This is a genomic window from Nocardia sp. IFM 10818, assembly GCF_054655275.1.
The window spans coordinates 4,566,341-4,585,343 of the sequence record NZ_BAAHJH010000001.1; the positions used below are offsets into that span (position 1 = coordinate 4,566,341).

Sequence of the window (19,003 nt, forward strand, 5' to 3'; positions counted from 1 at the left end):
ATAGAGCGCTGCCCGAACTGTGACCACAGCAAGTCGAGTTGTGTGCCCTGCCCCCTGGCCGTCGCCAGTACCCGTGCCGCGCGCACGGCTCGGTCCGCCGGGGCCGAGTCTGCCGGTTCGCGCTGACCCGCGCGCCGCATTGAGCGCTCGCTGCCTCCACCGTGCGGTGGCCGATTGTCGGTAGCGTGTTTCACGGACTGTGGAGAGGGGAGCTCGATGTTGGAAGTCGCGCATTTGGTGCGCCGGTTCGGAGAGCACATTGCGGTGAACGACGTGTCGTTCGCGGTGGGACCTGGGGCGTTGACCGGGTTCGTGGGCGGCAATGGCGCGGGGAAGACCACGACCATGCGGATGATCATGGGTGTGCTGGCCGTGCACGGCGGTGAGATTCGCTGGGATGGGCGGGCCGTGACGGCGGCGGATCGGCGGTCGTTCGGGTATATGCCCGAGGAGCGGGGGCTGTATCCCAAGCAGCCGGTGGCAGATCAGCTGGTGTATCTGGCGCGGCTGCGGGGGATGTCGGCGGCGGGGGCGCGGGCGCGGGCGGATGAGCTGTTGCGGCGGTTCGATCTCAGCGGGCGGGGCAAGGACAGGTTGGAATCGCTGTCGCTGGGCAATCAGCAACGGGTGCAGATCGCGGCCGCCATGATCGCCGAGCCCGCGGCGCTCATCCTCGACGAGCCGTTCTCCGGACTGGATCCGGTGGCGGTGGACTCGATGGCGGAGCTGTTGAGAGAGTATGCCGCACAGGGCGTTCCGGTGCTGTTCTCCTCTCATCAGCTCGATCTGGTGGAGCGGCTGTGTGATCGGCTGGTGATTCTCGCGGCGGGCAAGGTGGTCGGGCAGGGCTCGGTCGATGAGCTGCGCGCCGGCAGTTCGCCGCGCTATCGGCTGGTGCTCGGCGGTGATCCGGCCTGGCTGAAGGGATTCGCGGGGGTGCGGGTGCTGGAAACCAATGGCGCGCGGGCGGTGCTCGAACTCGACGGCGCCACCACCGACGACCTGCTGCGCGCGGCCCTCGAACGCGGTTCGGTGCGCGAGCTGGCCGAGGTGCGCCCCTCCGTGGCCGAGATCTATCGAGAGGTGACGGCATGACCGAGTCGCATTCCCCCGCAACGGAATCAGCGCCCGGCGGGATGTGGCGCATTGTGGCCCAGCGCGAGATCGCGGTGAAGCTGCGCGACCGCAACTTCCTCATCTCCACCGCCATCACCATCGTGGCCATTGTCGCCTCGCTGGCCATGAGCGGGTTCATCAGCAGCCGCACCGCCACCATCGAGGTGGCCGTGGCCGGCGCCGACGCCGGACAGGTCGTCGCCACCGCCGATGCCCTCGCCGACAGCGCCGGCAAGAACATCGATTTCACCACCCGCACGGTGGCCGACACCGCCGCCGTCGAACAACAGGTCCGCGACGAGACCGTCGAGATCGGCCTGGTCCCCGCCGAATCCGGCTGGCGGCTCCTCGGCCGCTCCGCCGAGAACACCGACGCGGCCACCTACATCACCGCCGCCGCCCGGCAACTCGCCTTGCAGCACAATGCGGAAGCGGCGGGCACCTCCCTCGAGCAGCTCGTGCGCGGCGGCACGGTCACCTACGACCTGCTCGACAAGGCCACCGTCGATCCGGGCCTGGCCAAGGTCGTCGCCATCGTCTTCGCCTTCCTGTTCTATCTCGCCTCGGTCCTGTTCGGCATGGCCATCGCGCAGAGCGTCGTCGAGGAGAAGCAGAACCGCATCGTCGAAATCCTGGCCAGCGCGATCCCCTTGCGCCAGCTGCTGATCGGCAAGGTCGTCGGCAATACCGTCATGGCCTTCGCCCAGCTGGTCCTGTTCGTCGCCGCCGGCCTCCTCGGCCTGGCCGCCACCGGGCGCGGTGATCAGATCACCCGGATCGGCAGCGCCGCAGGCTGGTTCGTCCTCTTCTTCGTCGTCGGCTTCCTGGCCCTGGCCAGCCTCTGGGCCGTCGCCGGCGCCCTGGCCACCCGCAATGAGGACCTGCAATCCACCGCCACTCCCCTGTCCATGTTCATCATGCTCGTCCTGTTCGCCGGCATCTTCCTCACCGGCACCGCCCGCGTCATCGCCTCCTACGGCCCCATCGTCTCCATCGTCTCCATGCCCTCCCGCCTCGCCGACGGCACGGCCGCCTGGTGGGAGCCCCTCATCGCCCTGGCGATCATGGCCCTGGCCACCTACGCCATCGTCGTGGTGGCGGAGAAGATCTACCGCCGCTCCCTCATGCAAACCCAGGGCCGCCTGACCATGAGACAGGCACTGGCTGTAGAAGATTGAGTGTGAAACAGCACCGACCGGGAACTGGTGGCGGCAGCTTCTCGCACAATGCCGCCACCAGTTCCCGGTGATCGCATGACCAGCTCACGCACGGCCGGATTGGGCCGGAGTTCGGGTGGTTGTGGTCCTCCTACGCGGTGAGCACCTTCGGGACCCGGCTCGCGTTCGACGCGTTTCCGCTGATCGCCATTCCGGTGCTGCACGCGGGCGCGGCCCCGCCCGCACCAGCACCCGCCCGACTCTTCCCGAGACCGCCGAGGGGTGGCGCTATATCCTCCACCATCCGCACCTGCGCCCGCTGTTCTTCAATACCGTGCTGGTCAGCGCCCTGATCATGGCCATCGCGCCGCTGTGCGCCATCCTGTTCCTGCGCGAACTCGGTTTCGCCCCATGGCAATACGGCCTGCCCGGTCTCGGGGAGCTGCCGGCCGCCGCTCTCGGCACCCGCCCCGCCATCGCCCTCGCCGGTCTCCTGATCCTCACCACGCCACTGCTGTTGCCCCGCACACGGGACCTGATGCGGGCGGACACCGACGCGACACCCGCCCCGATACCTGCTCCCCGCTAGGAAAGGCGAGGGTTCGCGACCTGCTCGCCGCTCGGGAAGACGCGGGTTCGCGCCGCCGGTGGCCGTCACCCGCCGGTGCGCTCTGCGCCGACCAGGTGACCGCTGATTCCGTCGGCGGTGAGGTCGCGCAGGCAGCCGAGCAGGCGGCGTTCGGTGTGGGTGCCGAGGGCGGGTTCGACTGTGACGGACCAGAGTCCGTCGTGTTCGACCGGCCCGGCGGTGAGGCGGACGTGGTTGACGTGGCTGCGGCATTCTTGCCACAGCTTCAGGGCGGGGTCCGGGTCGGCGGAACCGTCGCGCGCTTGCGCGTCGAAGGTGATCACGGTGCGGCTGCCGGGCCTGCCGGTGTCGGTGTGGAACTTCATGGCATCCGACATGGCGCCCACACCCACGACGACGAGGACGGCGAGGGTCAGCGCCAGGAGGGCGGCGCGCATGCCGGGCACCTCCTATCGCACGAGTGGGCCGCGCAGCAGTCGCGTTCCATCGTCGACGGGAGCCAGAAATCCGTTGGCGGGCAGCTGCAGTCGGTCCAGGCCGGAGATGATGCGCTGGTCCACCGCGGGTCCGGCGGTGACGCGCGCGACCCGTTCGACCACCCAGGCGATTCCGGTGAGCAGGACACCGCCCGCCAGCAGGACCGGCACGAAGACCGTCATCCGGTCCGGGCGGCTCGCCAGCCAGTCGAAGGTGACGCGCGAGCGCGGTGCCGCCGCCCGCACGATTCGCGCGGTCGAATGCCGGTCGCCGCCACCCTCGTCCAACCGGGCCTGCACGGCACGCAGCCGGTTGGTGAGCAGCATGGCCACCAGCGCCACCTCCGCGGCGATGAACAACGTCGCCGACAGGATCGCCCGATTCCACTCCCACCGGTAGAGATAGACGAAAACGTAGGTGCCGGTGGCGATCACGGTGCCGAGCGCGAGCAACACTCCGATCCGGCGAGCCATCATCACAGTCCTCCTTCGCTCTCGGGAACGATCCGCACCTCACCGGTGCGCCCGTCGACCTCCACCAGCGCGCCATCGGGCAACCGCCGCGTCGCCTCGGGAAACCCGACCACGGTCGGCACCTTGTGCTCGCGCGCCAGAATCGCGAGATGGCTGAGCGGACTTCCGGTCTCGGCCACCAGCCCGCCGAGCCCCGGCACCACCGCCGCCAACCGCGGATCCAAATGCCGGACCACCAGCACCGACCCGCGCGGCGGCCGATCCCCCATGTGCACGATCCCGCGCCCACTACCCCCACCTGCTCCGACACCCTGCCGCACAGCCGCTCCGGAGCGCACCGTCGCCACCGGCACCCCCTCCGCGCTCAACCGGAACGCCGTCGGCAACGAGACCGCTTCCGCCCCACGCCGATCCGCAAGATCGGCGGGCACCACCCACCGCAGCACCGCGGCCCGCAATTCCCCCAGCCGCAGCAACGCCACGTCCCCCGCGTTCTCGAGCACTCCGCCATCCACCAGCCGCCGCCCGAGTTCCCCGGCCGCCCGCGCCCCGAGCTCCTGCACCCACCGCGCCCGCAGCCGCAGCGCCTCCCGCAGCACCGCCAGCTCACTGAATCCGTCCGACCGCCCGGTCTCCTCGAACCCGCCCCGCAACGCCCCGAACCCCGCCTCCCCCAACCGCCCCGCCGCAGCCGCGGTGCCGATCACCGGCTTACCATCCGCATCGCCGATCGGCTCCGATGGTCGGCCACCGCCACGCGTGCCGACGCCGCCCGCCGGTCCCGAACTCGATGTCCGGGTCGGGTAGCCCGCCGCCGCATCGCCCGAAGACCACGACTGGTGCGCACCGAAGAGACCTGCCGCGCTGACGATCTCGCCGGTCCCACCGGCGAGCTCACCTTTGGCCGCACTCGCGATTTCACCGTTGGCCGCGCCGAGAATCTCACTGTCGGCTCCGCTGGGGTTCTTGCTGTCGGCCATGCTGGCCATCTCTCTCTCGGCCATGCCGACGATCCCACTGTTGGCCGCGCTGGAGGTTTCACCGTTGGCCGCGCTGGCGATTTCATCGCTGGCCACGCCGAGGTTCTCTCTGTCGGCTCCGCTGGGGTTCCTGCTGTCGGCCGCGCCGGCCATCTCACTGTCGGCCATGCTGGCCATCCCGCCTTTGGCCGCACTCGCGATTTCACCGTTGGCCGCGCTGGCGATTTCATCGCCAGCCACGCCGAGGATCTCACTGTCGGCTCCGCTGGGGTTCTTGCTGTCGGCCATGCTGGCCATCCCACCGTTGGCCGCGTGGGCGATCTCACCGTTGGCTGCGCTGGGGTTCATGCTGTCGGCCGCGCCGGCCATCTCTCTCTCGGCCATGCCGGCGATCCCACTGTTGGCCGCGCTGGAGGTTTCATCGTTGGCCGCGCTGGAGATCTCGCCGTCGGGCGCGCTGGTGCACCCACCGCCAGGGGTCGTGGCGATCTTCCCTTCGGCCACAGTGACCGCGGCGGAGACGATGCGGGGCGGGGTGAGGGCGAGCAAGACCGGGTATTCCTCGATCATGCGGTGGGTGGGGATTTGGGCGGCGCGGGCCTCGGCGAGGGCGGTCAGGGCCGTGGCCGCGGCGGTGGGGGCGGGGCGGCGGTCGTGGTCGAGCATGCCGGCCAGGGCCTCGTAGCCGTGCAGGCTGGTGAGGGCGGTCGTGGTGTGGTGCAACACGTCCAGGAGGGTCTCGTGGGAGAGGTGTTGGAGGGGTGGGACTTCGGCCAGGTCGGTGTCGACGCGTTCGCAGACGCGGCGGCTCAGCTCTGGGAGGGCTGCGGTGAGGCGGCCGACGCGGACGGCGGCGGACAGACGGCGTGCGCCGGGGCGGGGGTCCAACCAGCGCAGGGGTCCGGTGCGGCGGATTACGCCCAGTGCCTGGAGATCTGCGACAGCGAAACCGGCGACGGGGCGCGCGATCGGGATGCGGAGCCGGCGGGGCGAGGCGGTGCCGGACAGTTCCAGGGCCGCGCGCAGGCCCTGGTCGAGGGGGGTCAGCCAGAGGTCTTGTTCGAGTGGGGCGAGCGGGTCGGGGAAGGTTTCGGCCAGTGGGCCGGGGCCCAGGATCGGGCCTTCGCCGGGTCCGTGCAGGGCGGTGATCGGGCGGGCTTGCAGCAGGATCGGGCGGCCGCCGGTGTCGACGGCCCATTCGATGTCGAGTGGGCCGCCGAAGACCCCTTCGGCGCGCAGTGCCATGCGAACGACTCGGCGGCGCAGTTGTTTCGGGAGTTCCTCGCCGTCGGCGGTGAGGACGCGGCGGATGCGGGCGCCGCGGGTGATGGTCGCGGTCCAGCCCGCGTCGATGCCGCCGACAACCGCGGCGGGACCGCCCTGGACGGCGGTGAGCACCATGCGGTCGCGTCGCCCGCTGACCGGGTCGGCGGTGAAAAGGACTCCGCCCCAGGCGGCCCGGAGGAACGGCTGGACCAGCACCGCCATATTCGCCGCCGCGCGGGGCACGAGGGCGCCGGGCATGTCCTCGGGAACGCCGGTCAGCGCCAGCGGTCCGTCGAGCCCGGATCCGGCGGTGGTGGCCGCAGCGTTCAGGGCCGAGGCGCGCACTTCGGCGACGGCGGTGCGGAAGTTCTCCCACCCGCGCACGCCCAGCACGGAGGTGAACAGCCCGGCCATGGAGTGCTCGGCGCCGTCCTCGGCCACCGAGGACGAGCGCACCACCAGCGGGCGCAGGCCGTGCCGGGTCAGGCGCAGCCATTCGGATTCGGGTGGTTTGCCGAGATCGGGCCAGGCGGTGGTGAGCACGAACCCGTCGAGCACGGGGATTCCGTGTGCCCGCGCCTTGGCGAGCGCGGCCGCTTTCGCACCGGTGAGGGCGGAATCGTGGGCCCGCGGATCACGCAGGGAGACGACTCCGGGTTGCTGAGTGGCGGTGAGCGTCATCGAAACACTGCCTTACAGAAGCGATTTCCCTATCTGGAGAGATTCCCTCCGCGTAACTTCGAGTGTTCACCGCACATTCACGCGGTGTCAAGAACGTCCGTTCGTTGTGAGATGACGGGTCGATCACAGGATGCGGCCATAGAACACGTTTCAGTATTGTGTCCGCCATGGCTTTCGTTCTCGATTACCGCGTCGATATCGACGCCCCCGCGGAGCTGGTGTGGCAGGTCCTCACCGACCTCGGCAGCTACGGGGAGTGGAACCCCTTCGTGGCGTCCTGCTCGTCCACCCTGGAACCCGGCGCGCCCATCGATATGCAGGTGCGTTTGATCGGCTCGAAGCCCAAGGCGCAGCGGGAGTTCATCCATTCGCACACGCCGGGCAAGGAATTCAGCTACCGCATGAAGCCGATCCCGGGCCTGCTGCGCAGCGAGCGCTCGCACACCCTGACCCCGCTCAGCGACGGCCGCACCCGCTACGACTCGCACTTCCAGCTCGACGGCCCGCTCAGCATCGTGGTCAGCACCCTGCTCGGCTCGGCGCTGCGCCGCGGCTTCGACGGCATGACCACCGCGGTCAAGCGGCGCGCGGAAACCCTGCGGGCTGCGGCACACTGAGGGCCGGCCCTTCGAAGGCACACTGAGCGCCGGCCCTCGAAGCCGCACCGCTTGTCAGGCCTCGAACGGGATGGTGTTCCCGGCGGCGTCGCGCTGGCCCTGCACGGCGGTGACCGCCGCGGCCAGGTCCTCGACCGAGGACCAGCGCAGCGGCGGCCGGTCCTCGAGATTGCCGATGGTGTACCAGGTGTCGGTGTCGCGGTAGCGGACCAGGCCGGTGCCGTCGGCGTCGACGGCGATATCGAGCTCGCCCGACACCGTCCCCTCCTCCTGGGTCATGACGGCGGTTTCGGTGAGAAGCTCGATGACGTCGATTATTTGAACCCTCCTCGCGCGATGCAGTCATCGACCGCGGTACGCAGTGCGGCTTGCTCATCGGAATCAACGGACAGCCCGTATTTTATCTTGACCTTGATGTACCGATCGATATAGCCACACCGGAACGCCCCCGGCGGCAGGTAGTGCGCCGCGTCCTGATCACCCTTGGACCGGTTGGGCGTGGGATCGGAGGCGACGAGGTTGATCGCGTCGTTGGCGATGCGCCGGCGGGTGTCCTCGTCCATCTTGGCCGCGCCGGAACGCCAGGCCTCGGCGAGCGCGACAATGTGCTCCGCGTCCACGCTCGACGGGTCGGTGATGAACTTGTAGGGCTTGAGCTGTCCGGTCTTCGGATCGAGCACGCCGTACTGGTCGCGCCAGCCGCCGTCCTTGCCGACCTTCAGATCGCAGGTCTTCGCATCGAGGGTGACCGCGCCCTCGGCGTCGCGCAGCATCATCACCTCGCGGGTGGTGCACTTGGCGTACTGCACGTACTCCGGGCCGAAGCCGTGCTCGGATTTATTGGTGTCCCAGTGCGGGAACTTCTCGCGGCTGTAGCCGGTCATCGCCAGTTCCTGCGCGACAACCAGTTTCGACAGCGAGGCGGTGACCTCGCTGCCCACCGCGGCGGGGGCGCCGCCGGAGGGCCCGGCCGGCCGACCGTCGCCGCCGCCCCGCTGTTCGAGGACGACGTAGACGATGATCAAGGCCAGGGTCAGGCAGAGCCCGGCGATGGTGGACAGTCCTCGGCGTGACGGCTTCTTCTGCAACATATCCCGATCACCATCACAATCCACTACCTCAAACAGCAAGCCGCACGGTCGGTTCGGAGACGGGTCTCACACCGAGCCCCCGGAATGCAGGGCTGTCGGCGAACGCGACGCAATCTCCATACTGAGGCCCGTCAAGATCGAGAACAATGGAGGGCCACATGAATTCGCAAAAGTTGCTGGGCGCGCTCGCCGTGTCGATCGCCCTGCTCGCCCCCGCCGCGCTGCTCGCGCCCCCCGCCCAGGCCGAACCGCTCACCCTGGTCGAGGCCGAGCAGATCGACGACAGCGGCGCCGCCAGCGGCTCGGCCACCTACTCCGCCGAAGGTGTGGAACTGCTGGTGTGTCTGCTGAAGGGCGGCTTCACCGGATCCAAGTACCCGCTCTGCTGAGCGGTCCCACGGCCGGCTGCGGCGGGCGGTAGCACAAGCGTGGTGCGGCGGATCGGTGTCCCCGATCACTCGGCTCCCGGGTACTATTCCGCCGCAACCGATTTCAAGGAGACTACGTGTATCCGCAGCACGCGCATCAGGGTGCCACCTCCAGCTCGCGGCAGCCGATCGACGGCACGGGTCCTCGAATCCCGATCCACAGTCCCGAGTTCGCGGCCGATCCGCACGGGACGCCTTCGAGCTCGACGATGAAATCCTCGGTGCGCCAGTGCTTTCCGAGGATCTCCCGGCGGCATGGGATGCGCGCTGCGCCCCCGCGGCCAGCTGATACCGTCAGGCCTGATGCAGCCAGGCCATGAAAAACACTATCCCCACCAGGAATAGGACCAGCGCGACCGGAACGGGCCACCACGGCCCGTTCCGGCCGAGCAGCCGTTGCGCCAGCCGCAGCTCCACCGCGCCGATCCCGGCCAGCAGCACCGCCCACACCGGGAGCAGCCCCACCCCCAGCGCGGCATGCACCGCCCACGCTCCCGCCAATGTCGGCCCGCCCCACGCATTCTCGTAACCGCTCGCCGCCACCAGCGGATAGAAGATCCCCCGCACGGCCGCGATCCCGGCCAGGAACACCACGAACCACGCGACCACACCCACCGCGGCGGACAGCAGCGAATGCGCCACCGCCCGCACCACTCCCGGCCCCCGCAACTCCAACGGCAGCCGCAACACCCGCCGCGTCACCCGCGCCCGCGCCGCCGGGGAGCCGAACGCCATCGGCAACCCCAGCACCGCGAAATACCCCGACCGCAGCACACTCTGAACTCTGCCCACGATCACCACCGTAGCGCCGCGGTGATCGAAGACCACCGAAGCGTGTAGCCAGAAGTCCACCCGGCATCAACATGCGGCCAGAAGTCCCACCCGGCATCAACATGCGGACAGCCCCACCCGCCATCAATGTGCAGACAGTCCCACCCGTCATCCCGGCGTGCCTTTGGCCGGGATCCACCACCTCATCGGAGATTCCGGCCAGAAGCACGCCGGACCGACGAGGTGAGTCCGGGATCGTCACACGGGTGAAGGGTTCGGCGTGACGATCCCGGGCCGAGCCATCACGCCTCGTTGAGCTTGTTCAGCCGCTCGCAGGCTTCCAGGTACTCGGCGATGAGGCGCTGCACGACCTCGGTGGAGCGCTCGACCTTGTTCATCATGCCCACGACCTGGCCGACCGGGTTGAAGTTGACGTCCTTGGCGGCCTCCGGGTAGCGGTGGCCGCGCTTGACCCCGTCGAGGGCGACCATCATCTGCAAGGGCATGGGCAGCGGGTCAGGGGTGCCCTCGGCTTCCCATGCCTCGGTCCAGTCGTTCTTGAGCATGCGGCAGGGCTTGCCGGTCCAGGAACGCGAACGCACGGTGTCGTGGCTGGTGGCGTCGATGTAGGTCTGCATCTGGGCCGGGGGCACATTCGCCTCCTCGACCGTCAGCCACAGCGATCCGGTCCAGGCGCCGGCCGCACCCATGGCCATGGCCGCGGCGACCTGACGGCCGTTGCCGATGCCACCGGCCGCGAGCGCGGGCATATCGCCGATGGCGTCGATCACCTGCGGCCACAGCACCAGCGAGGAGATCTCACCGCAGTGTCCGCCGCCCTCGGTGCCCTGCATGACGACGAAGTCGAGCCCGGCCCGCTTGTGATTGAGCGCGTGCTTGACCGAACCGCACAGCGCGCCGATCAGGCGACCGGAGTCCTGGATCTGCTTGATCACGTCATCCGGCGGGGTGCCCAGGGCATTGGCGACCAGTTTGGCCTTGGGGTGCTGCAGGATCACCTCGATCTGCGGGGCGACCGTGGTGGCGGTCCAGCCCAGCAGCTGGTTGTGGTGCTCCTCCGGCGGCAGGTGCGGCACGCCGTGATCATTGAGCAGCTTCTCCGCGAAATCGCGGTGTCCCTGCGGAACCAGTTCGGCCAGTTTGGCTTCCAGCTCCTCCGGGCTCAGCCCGTCGACGCCCTTGCCCTCGTACTTGGAGGGAATGACCAGGTCCACGCCGTACACGCCGTGCACGTGCTCATCGAGCCAGGCCAGCTCGACCTCGAGCTGTTCGGCGGTGAACCCGACCGCGCCGAGCACGCCCAGCCCGCCGGCATTGCTGACCGCGGCCGCCACATCGCGGCAGTGGGTGAAGGCGAAGATGGGGACATCGATGCCGAGGCGGTCGCAGATCTCGGTACGCATATGTGGTGGGCTCCTCTAACTAATTCCCGGCACTGGAAACGTTGTGCCCACCACGTTAGAACATGTTCTACATTCAAACCAGACTATCGACGCCAGCCTTTTATCGCGCAGGGCAACCCGTTCTAGTTACTAGCGTTAACAAATAGCCCGCACGCTGGGGATTCGCGCTACCGGGCCAGCAGGCCGTCCGCCACCAGATCGTCGAACAGCAGCTGATCCACCGGCGGCACGTGCGGCCGATCGGCATAGGTGAACCAGGCGATCTCCTCGATCTCACTGCTCACCGCGATCGTCCCGGCGTAATCCGCGGTGTAGCAGGCCATTCGCACCACCGCCTCCGGCACCACCGCCTCATAGGTGCCGACATGCGCGACGCTCTCCTCGACCAGCGCGACCGTCAGCTCCTCCTCGATCTCGCGCACCAGCGTCTCGAGATCGGTCTCGCACCCCTCCCGCTTCCCGCCCGGGATATAGAAGACGTCCTTCCCCGCCGGCCGGGCGCACAGGATCCGCCCGCTCTCGATCCGCACCCAGGCCACAGTGTCGATCAACCGCTGCTCCGTCCGCATCCTGGCACCTTATCCGCCGCACATCGCGACACACGCAGCCACACATGTCTAGATGCGCATATGCCCATGTTGGTATGCCAGAGTCTGCTCGGCAGCGGAAGCCGGAGGGATTCGGGCTATGCCGCGAGCGCTGCCCTGGCGGCCTCGATGGTCATGGCCCGATACGAGTCACCGAAGAGGACGACGTGGACCAGCAGCGGATGGAGCTGGTGCAGCGGAATGCGTTGGCGCCAGCCGGGACTCAATGGCGCGTGCTCCTGATAGGAGGACAGGATCGTGTCCAGATGGGGTGCGCCGAACAGGTCGAGCATGGCCAGATCGGTTTCGCGATGGCCGCCGTGCGCCGCCGGATCGATGAGGACCGCGCGGTCGGCGGTCCAGACGATATTGCCCGACCAGAGGTCGCCGTGGATGCGGCTGGGCGGTTCGGAGGGCCCGGCGAGCTCGTCGACACGGGTGATGACCTCTTCGATCAGGCGGGTTCCATTGCGGCCCAGATGCGGTGCGGCCGCGGGGAGATAGGGCGCGAGGCGGTGGGCGGCGTACCACGGGCCCCACTCCCCCGCCGCCGGTGAATTGTCCAGGGGCAGTGTGGCTATGAAGCCGGGCCAGGGCGCGCCGTAGGCGCTCGGGGTCGCGGCGTGCAGGGTCGCCAGGTCGCGGCCGAACCGGTGGGCGGCGGCGGGTGTCGCGGGTTCCGGGGATAGCCAGGGTAGGACGAGCATGGTGTCGTCGACCGCCAGGACTTCGGGAACCAGAGTGGGCACGGCCGCACCGAGCCAGCGCAGTCCGGCCGCTTCCGCGGCGAAGATGCCGGGCGCCGGAGTTCGCGGTTCGAGCAGGGCTTTGACGAATACCGAACGCCCGTCGGCCAGTTCCGCTCGATTGAGGGTCCAGCCGTGACTGCGCCCGATGGGGTGCAGGGGGCCGGCGTGGGTGCCCGTCAGGCGAGTCAGGCGCTGGGTGCCGCTCATAGCGGCTTATTCTCGCGCACTTCGCCCGATGTTACGGACTGCGTATCAGTCGGTTTGGATAGCGATGCGCTCTCGCAACAGGGCGGCGGTGGTGGCGTCGGCCGGGAAGAAGGCTTCGATGGCGAGTTCGGCGACGGTGACGTTCATGGGTGTGCCGAAGACGGTGGTGACGCTGATGAAGGCGAGTTCGTGGCCGTCGTAGCGAAGCCGGAGCGGGACGACGGCCTGATCGGGTTCGGGCAGACCGGGAGAATCCTCACCGCCGGGGTAGCCGCGCAATTCGGTGAGCAGCTCGATCAATTCGGGTGCGCCGCTGACGTCGATCTGGCGTTGCAGGCGTTCGAAGAGATGCCCGCGCCATTCGGGCAGATTGGCGATGCGCCCGGCGAGCCCCTCCGGGTGCAGGCTCAGGCGCAGGGCATTCACCGGCGGCGCGAGCAGCTGCGGATCGACTCCCTCCAGAAACAGGGCGATTCCGGCATTGGCGTCGACCATGTTCCAGCCGGCGTCGACAGCCAGGGCCGGATGGGGTTCGTGGCCGGTGAGAATCTGTCGAATGGCGTTGCGCACGGGTTCCATTGCCGGGGTATCGAGGGCTGGTTCGGTATAGACGGGCGCGTACCCGGCGGCCAGCAGCATCTTGTTGCGTTCGCGCAGCGGGATGTCGAGCTCGTCGGACAAGTGCAGGATCATCTGACGGCTCGGCGTGGCCCGCCCGGTTTCGATGAAGCTGAGGTGGCGGGTGGAGGTTTCGGCACGACCGGCCAGTTCGAGCTGGCTGAGGCGCCGGGTCACTCGCCAATGCCGGAGTAGGTCGCCTGCCGTCTGTGTGCGCATTCCTCGATCGTACGAACCGGTTGGCGGCGTATCCATTACTCGCGAGGTAATGCCCAGCGGTCAGTGGCCGGGGCGGTGGGTGGTGAATTCGGCGAGGGAGATCGGCGGGTGACCGCCGTATTTCTCGATGGCGGGGGTGATTTGGTAGAGGCCGGTGCCTTCGCCGAGGACGCGGAATATCTCCCAGAGTTTGGTGAGGTGGTCGGCGGCGTGGCCGCTGCCGTAGAACTCGAGGGCCCAGCGATGCCAGGCGTCGGGGCTGGTGTCGAGATAGGTGCGGCCGAGCGTGCGGGCGGCCGCGCCGATGGTTTGGACGTCGCCGGTGAGCAGCAGGATCGGATCCGTGTCGAGAGTGGGGTCGGCGAGCAGGCCGGCCGCCACGCGAGCGACATCGGCGGCGGCGACGAGCGGAAGTTCGGTGGTGGCCGGTCCCATGGGGAGGGTGAGGGTATTGCCCGTCCCGGTGTCGGCGATGCGGGCAAGATTCTCGTGGAAGACGGCGGCGCGCAAGTGGACCGCGCCGATCCCGGCCCAATCGAGGATCTGCTCGGCCACCCAGTGCTGGCGCATGCGCGGGGTGAGGGCATGCGGCCCGGCGGCGAGCTGGGAGACGGCGACCACGCGTCGCAGACCGGCCTCACGCGCGGCGACGGCGAATGCGCCTGCGGCATCGAGGAGTCCGTCGATGACCGGATAGGTGAAATAGGCGGCACGGGTTCCGGCGAGGGCGGCGCGGGCGACGGCGATATCGCGGAGATCGCCGATGACGACCTTGGCGCCGAGCGCGCGCAGTACTGTGGCGCGTCCGTCATCGGTGTGAACGAGGGCGCGGACGGGGATGCCGCGGCCGAGCAGTTGTGCGGTGAGGTGCCGACCGGTCGATCCTTGTCGTCCCCCGGCGGCACCGGTGACGAGAACCGGCTCCATTGTTCAACGGTACGGCGCGGCATATTGCGGCAGTGGAGGTTTCACGGATCGACGGCGTGCGGTGCGGCCGGTCTGCTCCCCCGCGCAGCAGTGCGCGTGTCACCGTGGTCGGGTATCACGTCACACTGCTGTACGCGGTCAGCGAGCTTATGGAGGAATGGGTAGTGAAGCGCATCGGCATCATCGGGGTCGGCGAGATCGGCCGGGCCCTGGTCGCGGGTCTGCGGAGCGGGGGCGACGAGTCGGTCGAGGTATTTCTCTCCCCGCGTGGCGCCCGCACGGCTGCGGAGCTGGCCGAGCGGTATCGGGGTGTGCGGGTGTGCGCCGACAATCAAGCCGTCGTGGACAGTTCGGATGTGGTGATCATCGCGGTGCGGCGCGACGACCGGCGCGAAGCGCTCGCCGGGGTGCGGGTGGACGCGGACAAGATCGTGGTGAATGTGATGGCGGGCGTCGCCAATGACGATCTGCGCACCGCCCTGGGCACCGATGCCGCGCTGGTGCGGGCCATCCCGCTGCCCGCCATCCGGGAACGTCGTTCGGTGACGGTGACCTATCCGGCGCACCCGGTGATCGATGAGCTCTTCGAGAGCTTGGGCGGGGTGGTTCCGGTCGCGGACGAGGCGGCGTTCAATGTGTTCTCGGCGCTGACGGGAACGCTGACCGCCCACTACTCGTATCTCGCGACGCTCGCGTCCTGGGCCGCCGATCACGGCGTCGCCGCCGAGGACGCGGATCGCTATGTGCGCAGCCTGTTTCAGGGCGTCGGGCGGTCCCTGGGCGATGAGACCCGCTCGCTGCCCCGGCTCGCGGCCGACCACGAGACGCCGAAGGGCAGCAACGAGCGCATCCGCACCACCTGGTTCACCCCGGCCAATTCCGAGGCCCTCGGCAAGGCCCTCGATGACCTCCTCACCGATCTGAACCGGTCACGCTGATTCCGCCGCGATTTCCGTGGCGAGCGGAGTGGCGAGAAAGGTCAGGCGGCTCGGGTGGCGGGGGTCGAGCACGATGGTCTGATCCTTCATGTGGCGGGCGACCGCCGGAGTCAGGAAGTAGCGGGGCCAGCTGGTGCGGGCCACGGCCACGCGCAGGCGATGCCCGGTGCGCAGGACGGCTTCGGTGGGAGTGAGGTCGATGTCGAGATCATGGGGCAGACCGGGTTTGACGGGCAGGATCGATTCGGCGGTGAGCGGGTGGTCGGGGCTGAGCAGTTCGCCGTCGCGGTACAGGCTGGTGGTTTCGCTGATGGCGCGGCGGGTGGACCGCAGCGCGCCGCGGGCGATGACGGTCGAGGCGCCGTCGGGGGCCACATCGCAGACGGTGACGGCCCAGAAGGCGTCGGTGCCGCCGGTGACCACGCGCAGGTGCAGGTTCAGCGGGCCGGAGATGAGCAGGTCGCCGGTGAGCGCCGGACCGGTGAAGGTGGCGGCCCCGGCTTCGTGGGCGCGATCGTCGACCGACCAGTCGCGGCCGAGCAGGGTGGGCAGGCCCATGAGGATCCAGCTGCTGGTCTGGGAGGCGATGGCGGGGCGCTTGCGGGGCAGGCGGATTCGCTGCGGATACCGGTCCGGGTCGCCGCCGAGGGAGCCGTCGGCGGCGGCGTGCGCGGCGGTGCCGCTGGGGCGGGCCGACAGCTGCCAGCTGTGCACATGGGCGGCGGGATGCGGGTAGGCATCGCGGCTGACCCAGTCGCCGCCGAGCTGGCGCACGGTGACCGGCCCGTATGCGTCGATGCCATTGTCGATGCCCTTGACCCAGCGGTCGAAGAACGCGCACTGCAGTTCGTCGAGGCGTTGCGGATGATCCGGGCTGCCGAAACCGGTGCCGGGCCCGACGTGATAGCCGTCCTCGACGACGAGTTGGGCTGCGCCGGGCGGGAGTTGGAGGCGCTGGTGCAGGGCGGGCGCGGAGCGGGCGAACACATCGTGCCAGCCGGCGTGGATCCAGGTGGCGGCGGTGAAGTTCTCCAGATTGGGTCGGCGGGTGCGGGCGTCGTCGGTGTAGAAGTGCTCGCGGTGCTGGTCGTCGACCATGGCGCCCGCGATATCGGAGAGGCGCGTGAAGGGGCTGGCCAGTCGGTCGCGCAGATAGCGCGGGGCGGCGCCGGATTTCAGCAGGCCGGGGATGGAGGGCAGCCATTTCATGCCATTGACTCCGGCGACCCAGCCGAGGGTGAACATGGATTGGACGCCGCCGGTGAGGATGATGTCGCGGGTGGGATCCTCGGAGCCGACCAGCGCGAACACGGCTTTCAGGCCCGGCGGGCGGTGCCCGGCGGTCTGCAAGGCGGTGATGGCCAGGTAGGAGATGCCGGTCATGGCGAGATCGCCGTCGCACCACGACTGGGCGCGCACCCAGTCCAGGACCTCGAGGTGATCGCGCTGCTCGCGCTCGGACATGATTTCCATACGGCCGGTGGAGGTTCCGGTGCCGCGCACATCGACGGCGACATGCACGTAGCCGCGGGACACCAGGGTCCGGCTGGCGCGCACCGATTCCAGGGCGCCGCCGCCGAGGGCGCGCAGCATCTCACGCCCGCCCGCGCGCCCGTGCGCGGAGGGCGGGACCACGCGATAGATGAGCGGCCCGACCGCGGAGATCACGTTGATGAGCGGGTTGGCACGCGTCATCAGCGTCTTGTTGTACGGCGTGAGCGTTATGACGGCCGGCAGCGGATCGGTGACCGGATTGCCGTGCCGGTCGGCCGGACGGGTGATGTCGGCGGAGAGAATCGTGCCGTCGCTCAACTCGATTCCGACCCCGCGGTGCAGGCGGATGCGCGGGTATCGCACCGGTTGCAGCGGGAAGCGCGCATTCGGCGGCAGCGGGACGCCGCGCGCGGGCAGGGCGGGCGAGGTCGGCGAGAACTCGTGCGGATGCGCCATGATTCGGCTCCTTTGCCGATGCGGCCCGCCACCACGCGAGCGCGTTGTCTCAGACGGTAGCGGGCCACCGGGCATCCTGTCACTACGGCAAAGCGTTCGAATTCCGCGACCGGGTTTGTGCAGCGTGACAGTCGTTGAACCGTTGCCGGACAGTGACTTTCGCGAGATTCACAGGGTCCGGATGACGCGGGCGGGATTGCCTGCGGCGAAGACCTTTTCGGGCAGATCCTTGGTGACCACACTGCCCGCGCCGACCACGGTGTTCGCACCGATCGTCACCCCGGGGCAGACGATCACGCCACCGCCGAGCCACACATTGTCGCCAATCGTGATGGGGGCGGCGGTTTCCCAGCGCCGGCGGCGCAATTCGTGATCCTCCATCGGGTGCAGTGCGGTCAGCAGCTGGGCGCGCGGGCCGATGGAGACGTCATTGCCGATGGTGATGGGCGCGCAGTCCATCAGGATGGCGTCGTAGTTGAGGAAGCTGTTGTCGCCCAGCCGGATCAGGTATCCGTAATCGCATTGGAAGCGCGGCATGATCCACGAGCCCTCCCCGATGCCGCCGAGCAGATCCTCCAGGATGGTGCGGCGTTGCGCGTCCTCCCCCGCGCCGGTCGCATTGAACTTGTCCAGCAGCTGCCCGCAGCGCAGCCGCTCGGCGACGAGGTCGGGATCATTGTCGCGGTAGAGCTCGCCGGCCAGCATGCGGTCTTTATGTTCGCTCACGATCCCATCATGCGTGCGTCACCGGGGATGCCGCCGTGGCGGGCCGCGCTACCGGCGTCTGGTAACCAGGAAGACGTGAAAATCGGCTTCTCACTTCCCCAGCACGGTCCGCAGGCCCGCGAAGGCGCACAGATCCCGCGTTTGGCGATCGAGCTGGAAAAGGCGGGCGCGGACAGCCTCTGGGTGGGTGAGCGGCTGATCGCGGCCACCGATCCGAAGGTCGGGTACGCGGGCAAGGACACCATTCCCGACGAGTTCAACCTCGTGCTGGATCCGTTCCTGGTGCTCGGGCTCGCCGCCGCGGTGACCGAACGAGTCCGGCTGGGCACCAATGTGCTCATCGCGCCGCTGCATCGGCCCGCCGTGCTGGCGCGGGCGCTGACCACCCTGGATGTGGTCAGTAGCGGGCGGCTGGTGCCCGGGTTCGGGATCGGCTGGTCGCCGGAGGAATACGAGGCGGCGGGGGTGCCCTTCACCCATCGCGGGGCGCGACTGGACGAGACTCTCGATGCGCTGGAAGCGATCTGGACCACCGATCCGGCCTCGTATCAGGGGCGATTCGTGACCGTGCCCGAGCATCGCACCGAGCTGAAGCCGGTGCAGCGGCCGCGGCCGCCGATTCACCTGGGCGCGTTCAGCGCCGAGGGGTTGGCGCGCATCGGCCGCCGCGGCGACGGCTGGCTGCCGGTCGTGCCCGTACCCGGTCCGCCCGGCTGGGGTAAGCAGCTGCTGAAGCTGCGGGCCGTGATCGATCGCGCCGCGGAGGCGGCGGGGCGGGATCCGCGGGCCATCTCCACGATCCTGCGCGTGAATGTCGCGGCGGGCACCGATATGGGCCTGGTCGCCGACACCATCGAACAGGTCGCCGCCGACACCGGATTCGACGACTACTTCATCGATCCGATGTATGTCGCCGACTCGGCCGACGCGACACTGGAGATCGCGCTCGGGCTGCTGGCGCGGCTGCGCGCCTGACCGGTTACTCCCCCTTGCGGCGCACCATCTCGGCGCG

At 69.1% G+C, this 19,003-nt stretch carries 20 protein-coding genes; 7 read left to right on the forward strand and 13 right to left on the reverse strand.

The features are described from left to right. The first annotated feature begins 216 nt into the window (after nucleotides 1-216). From ACYQ5L_RS21130 to ACYQ5L_RS21140, 3 genes are all read left to right on the forward strand, one after another. Nucleotides 217-1,095, forward strand: a complete 879-nt coding sequence (locus ACYQ5L_RS21130; RefSeq protein WP_459959471.1) for an ABC transporter ATP-binding protein — start codon at nucleotides 217-219, stop codon at nucleotides 1,093-1,095. Further along, nucleotides 1,092-2,294, forward strand: coding sequence for an ABC transporter permease (locus ACYQ5L_RS21135; RefSeq protein WP_459959472.1), 1,203 nt, complete (start codon nucleotides 1,092-1,094; stop codon nucleotides 2,292-2,294). The genes ACYQ5L_RS21130 and ACYQ5L_RS21135 overlap by 4 nt, the downstream gene beginning before the upstream one ends. A gap of 115 nt (nucleotides 2,295-2,409) precedes the next feature. Beyond that, nucleotides 2,410-2,862, forward strand: a complete 453-nt coding sequence (locus ACYQ5L_RS21140; protein WP_459959474.1) for an MFS transporter — start codon at nucleotides 2,410-2,412, stop codon at nucleotides 2,860-2,862. Between the two features lie 65 nt (nucleotides 2,863-2,927). Here the strand turns inward: ACYQ5L_RS21140 and ACYQ5L_RS21145 are convergent, their stop codons facing one another. From ACYQ5L_RS21145 to ACYQ5L_RS21155, 3 genes are read right to left on the reverse strand one after another with little or no spacing between them, the layout of a single operon-like run. Further along, nucleotides 2,928-3,299: a hypothetical protein gene (locus tag ACYQ5L_RS21145; RefSeq protein WP_459959475.1), complete on the reverse strand. Its 372-nt coding sequence runs from the start codon at nucleotides 3,297-3,299 to the stop codon at nucleotides 2,928-2,930. Nucleotides 3,300-3,311: 12 nt separating this feature from the next. Then, the gene (locus ACYQ5L_RS21150; protein WP_459959477.1) at nucleotides 3,312-3,815 is read right to left on the reverse strand and encodes a hypothetical protein; all 504 of its coding nucleotides are present in this window, start codon (nucleotides 3,813-3,815) and stop codon (nucleotides 3,312-3,314) included. Then, complete coding sequence (locus ACYQ5L_RS21155; protein ID WP_459959479.1) at nucleotides 3,815-6,739, reverse strand: PEP/pyruvate-binding domain-containing protein; 2,925 nt, start codon at nucleotides 6,737-6,739, stop codon at nucleotides 3,815-3,817. The genes ACYQ5L_RS21150 and ACYQ5L_RS21155 overlap by 1 nt, the downstream gene beginning before the upstream one ends. A gap of 167 nt (nucleotides 6,740-6,906) precedes the next feature. Between ACYQ5L_RS21155 and ACYQ5L_RS21160 the strand changes: the two genes are divergently transcribed. Next, nucleotides 6,907-7,356 carry an SRPBCC family protein gene (locus tag ACYQ5L_RS21160; protein ID WP_459959480.1) on the forward strand — a complete coding sequence of 150 codons (450 nt, stop codon included), beginning with the start codon at nucleotides 6,907-6,909 and terminating at the stop codon, nucleotides 7,354-7,356. Between the two features lie 54 nt (nucleotides 7,357-7,410). Here ACYQ5L_RS21160 and ACYQ5L_RS21165 read toward each other — a convergent pair whose 3' ends face one another. Both ACYQ5L_RS21165 and ACYQ5L_RS21170 read right to left on the reverse strand, forming a co-directional pair. Beyond that, entirely contained in the window at nucleotides 7,411-7,635 is a 225-nt protein-coding gene (locus tag ACYQ5L_RS21165) for a hypothetical protein (RefSeq protein ID WP_459959482.1), read from the reverse strand. A gap of 35 nt (nucleotides 7,636-7,670) precedes the next feature. Beyond that, the gene (locus ACYQ5L_RS21170; RefSeq protein WP_459959484.1) at nucleotides 7,671-8,447 is read right to left on the reverse strand and encodes an HNH endonuclease family protein; all 777 of its coding nucleotides are present in this window, start codon (nucleotides 8,445-8,447) and stop codon (nucleotides 7,671-7,673) included. Nucleotides 8,448-8,605: 158 nt separating this feature from the next. Between ACYQ5L_RS21170 and ACYQ5L_RS21175 the strand changes: the two genes are divergently transcribed. Next, nucleotides 8,606-8,836, forward strand: coding sequence for a hypothetical protein (locus tag ACYQ5L_RS21175; RefSeq protein ID WP_459959487.1), 231 nt, complete (start codon nucleotides 8,606-8,608; stop codon nucleotides 8,834-8,836). Between the two features lie 333 nt (nucleotides 8,837-9,169). Here ACYQ5L_RS21175 and ACYQ5L_RS21180 read toward each other — a convergent pair whose 3' ends face one another. The 6 genes from ACYQ5L_RS21180 to ACYQ5L_RS21205 all read right to left on the reverse strand — a co-directional run bounded on the left by ACYQ5L_RS21180 (nucleotide 9,170) and on the right by ACYQ5L_RS21205 (nucleotide 14,377). Then, nucleotides 9,170-9,667, reverse strand: coding sequence for a sensor domain-containing protein (locus ACYQ5L_RS21180; RefSeq protein WP_459959488.1), 498 nt, complete (start codon nucleotides 9,665-9,667; stop codon nucleotides 9,170-9,172). Between the two features lie 281 nt (nucleotides 9,668-9,948). Then, a complete protein-coding gene (locus ACYQ5L_RS21185; RefSeq protein WP_459959490.1) occupies nucleotides 9,949-11,070 on the reverse strand; it encodes an NAD(P)H-dependent flavin oxidoreductase in 1,122 nt (373 codons plus the stop codon). A gap of 167 nt (nucleotides 11,071-11,237) precedes the next feature. Next, the gene (locus ACYQ5L_RS21190; RefSeq protein ID WP_459959492.1) at nucleotides 11,238-11,639 is read right to left on the reverse strand and encodes an NUDIX hydrolase; all 402 of its coding nucleotides are present in this window, start codon (nucleotides 11,637-11,639) and stop codon (nucleotides 11,238-11,240) included. A 116-nt stretch (nucleotides 11,640-11,755) separates the two neighbouring features. After that, nucleotides 11,756-12,613, reverse strand: a complete 858-nt coding sequence (locus ACYQ5L_RS21195) for a fructosamine kinase family protein (protein WP_459959494.1) — start codon at nucleotides 12,611-12,613, stop codon at nucleotides 11,756-11,758. A gap of 45 nt (nucleotides 12,614-12,658) precedes the next feature. Beyond that, complete coding sequence (locus ACYQ5L_RS21200) at nucleotides 12,659-13,450, reverse strand: helix-turn-helix domain-containing protein (protein WP_459959496.1); 792 nt, start codon at nucleotides 13,448-13,450, stop codon at nucleotides 12,659-12,661. A 60-nt stretch (nucleotides 13,451-13,510) separates the two neighbouring features. Continuing rightward, nucleotides 13,511-14,377 carry an NAD(P)H-binding protein gene (locus tag ACYQ5L_RS21205; RefSeq protein WP_459959498.1) on the reverse strand — a complete coding sequence of 289 codons (867 nt, stop codon included), beginning with the start codon at nucleotides 14,375-14,377 and terminating at the stop codon, nucleotides 13,511-13,513. A 32-nt stretch (nucleotides 14,378-14,409) separates the two neighbouring features. On the opposite strand from ACYQ5L_RS21205, the gene ACYQ5L_RS21210 reads away from it, so the two are divergent. Beyond that, complete coding sequence (locus ACYQ5L_RS21210; protein WP_459959500.1) at nucleotides 14,410-15,315, forward strand: NAD(P)-binding domain-containing protein; 906 nt, start codon at nucleotides 14,410-14,412, stop codon at nucleotides 15,313-15,315. Here ACYQ5L_RS21210 and ACYQ5L_RS21215 read toward each other — a convergent pair. Further along, nucleotides 15,307-17,265, reverse strand: coding sequence for a CocE/NonD family hydrolase (locus ACYQ5L_RS21215; RefSeq protein WP_459959501.1), 1,959 nt, complete (start codon nucleotides 17,263-17,265; stop codon nucleotides 15,307-15,309). The two genes, ACYQ5L_RS21210 and ACYQ5L_RS21215, sit on opposite strands and share 9 nt — an antisense overlap. A gap of 168 nt (nucleotides 17,266-17,433) precedes the next feature. Next, a complete protein-coding gene (locus ACYQ5L_RS21220; RefSeq protein WP_459959503.1) occupies nucleotides 17,434-17,991 on the reverse strand; it encodes a sugar O-acetyltransferase in 558 nt (185 codons plus the stop codon). 9 nt (nucleotides 17,992-18,000) lie between these two features. Between ACYQ5L_RS21220 and ACYQ5L_RS21225 the strand changes: the two genes are divergently transcribed. Next, nucleotides 18,001-18,966, forward strand: a complete 966-nt coding sequence (locus tag ACYQ5L_RS21225; protein WP_459959504.1) for a TIGR03619 family F420-dependent LLM class oxidoreductase — start codon at nucleotides 18,001-18,003, stop codon at nucleotides 18,964-18,966. The last annotated feature ends 37 nt before the right edge of the window (nucleotides 18,967-19,003 follow it).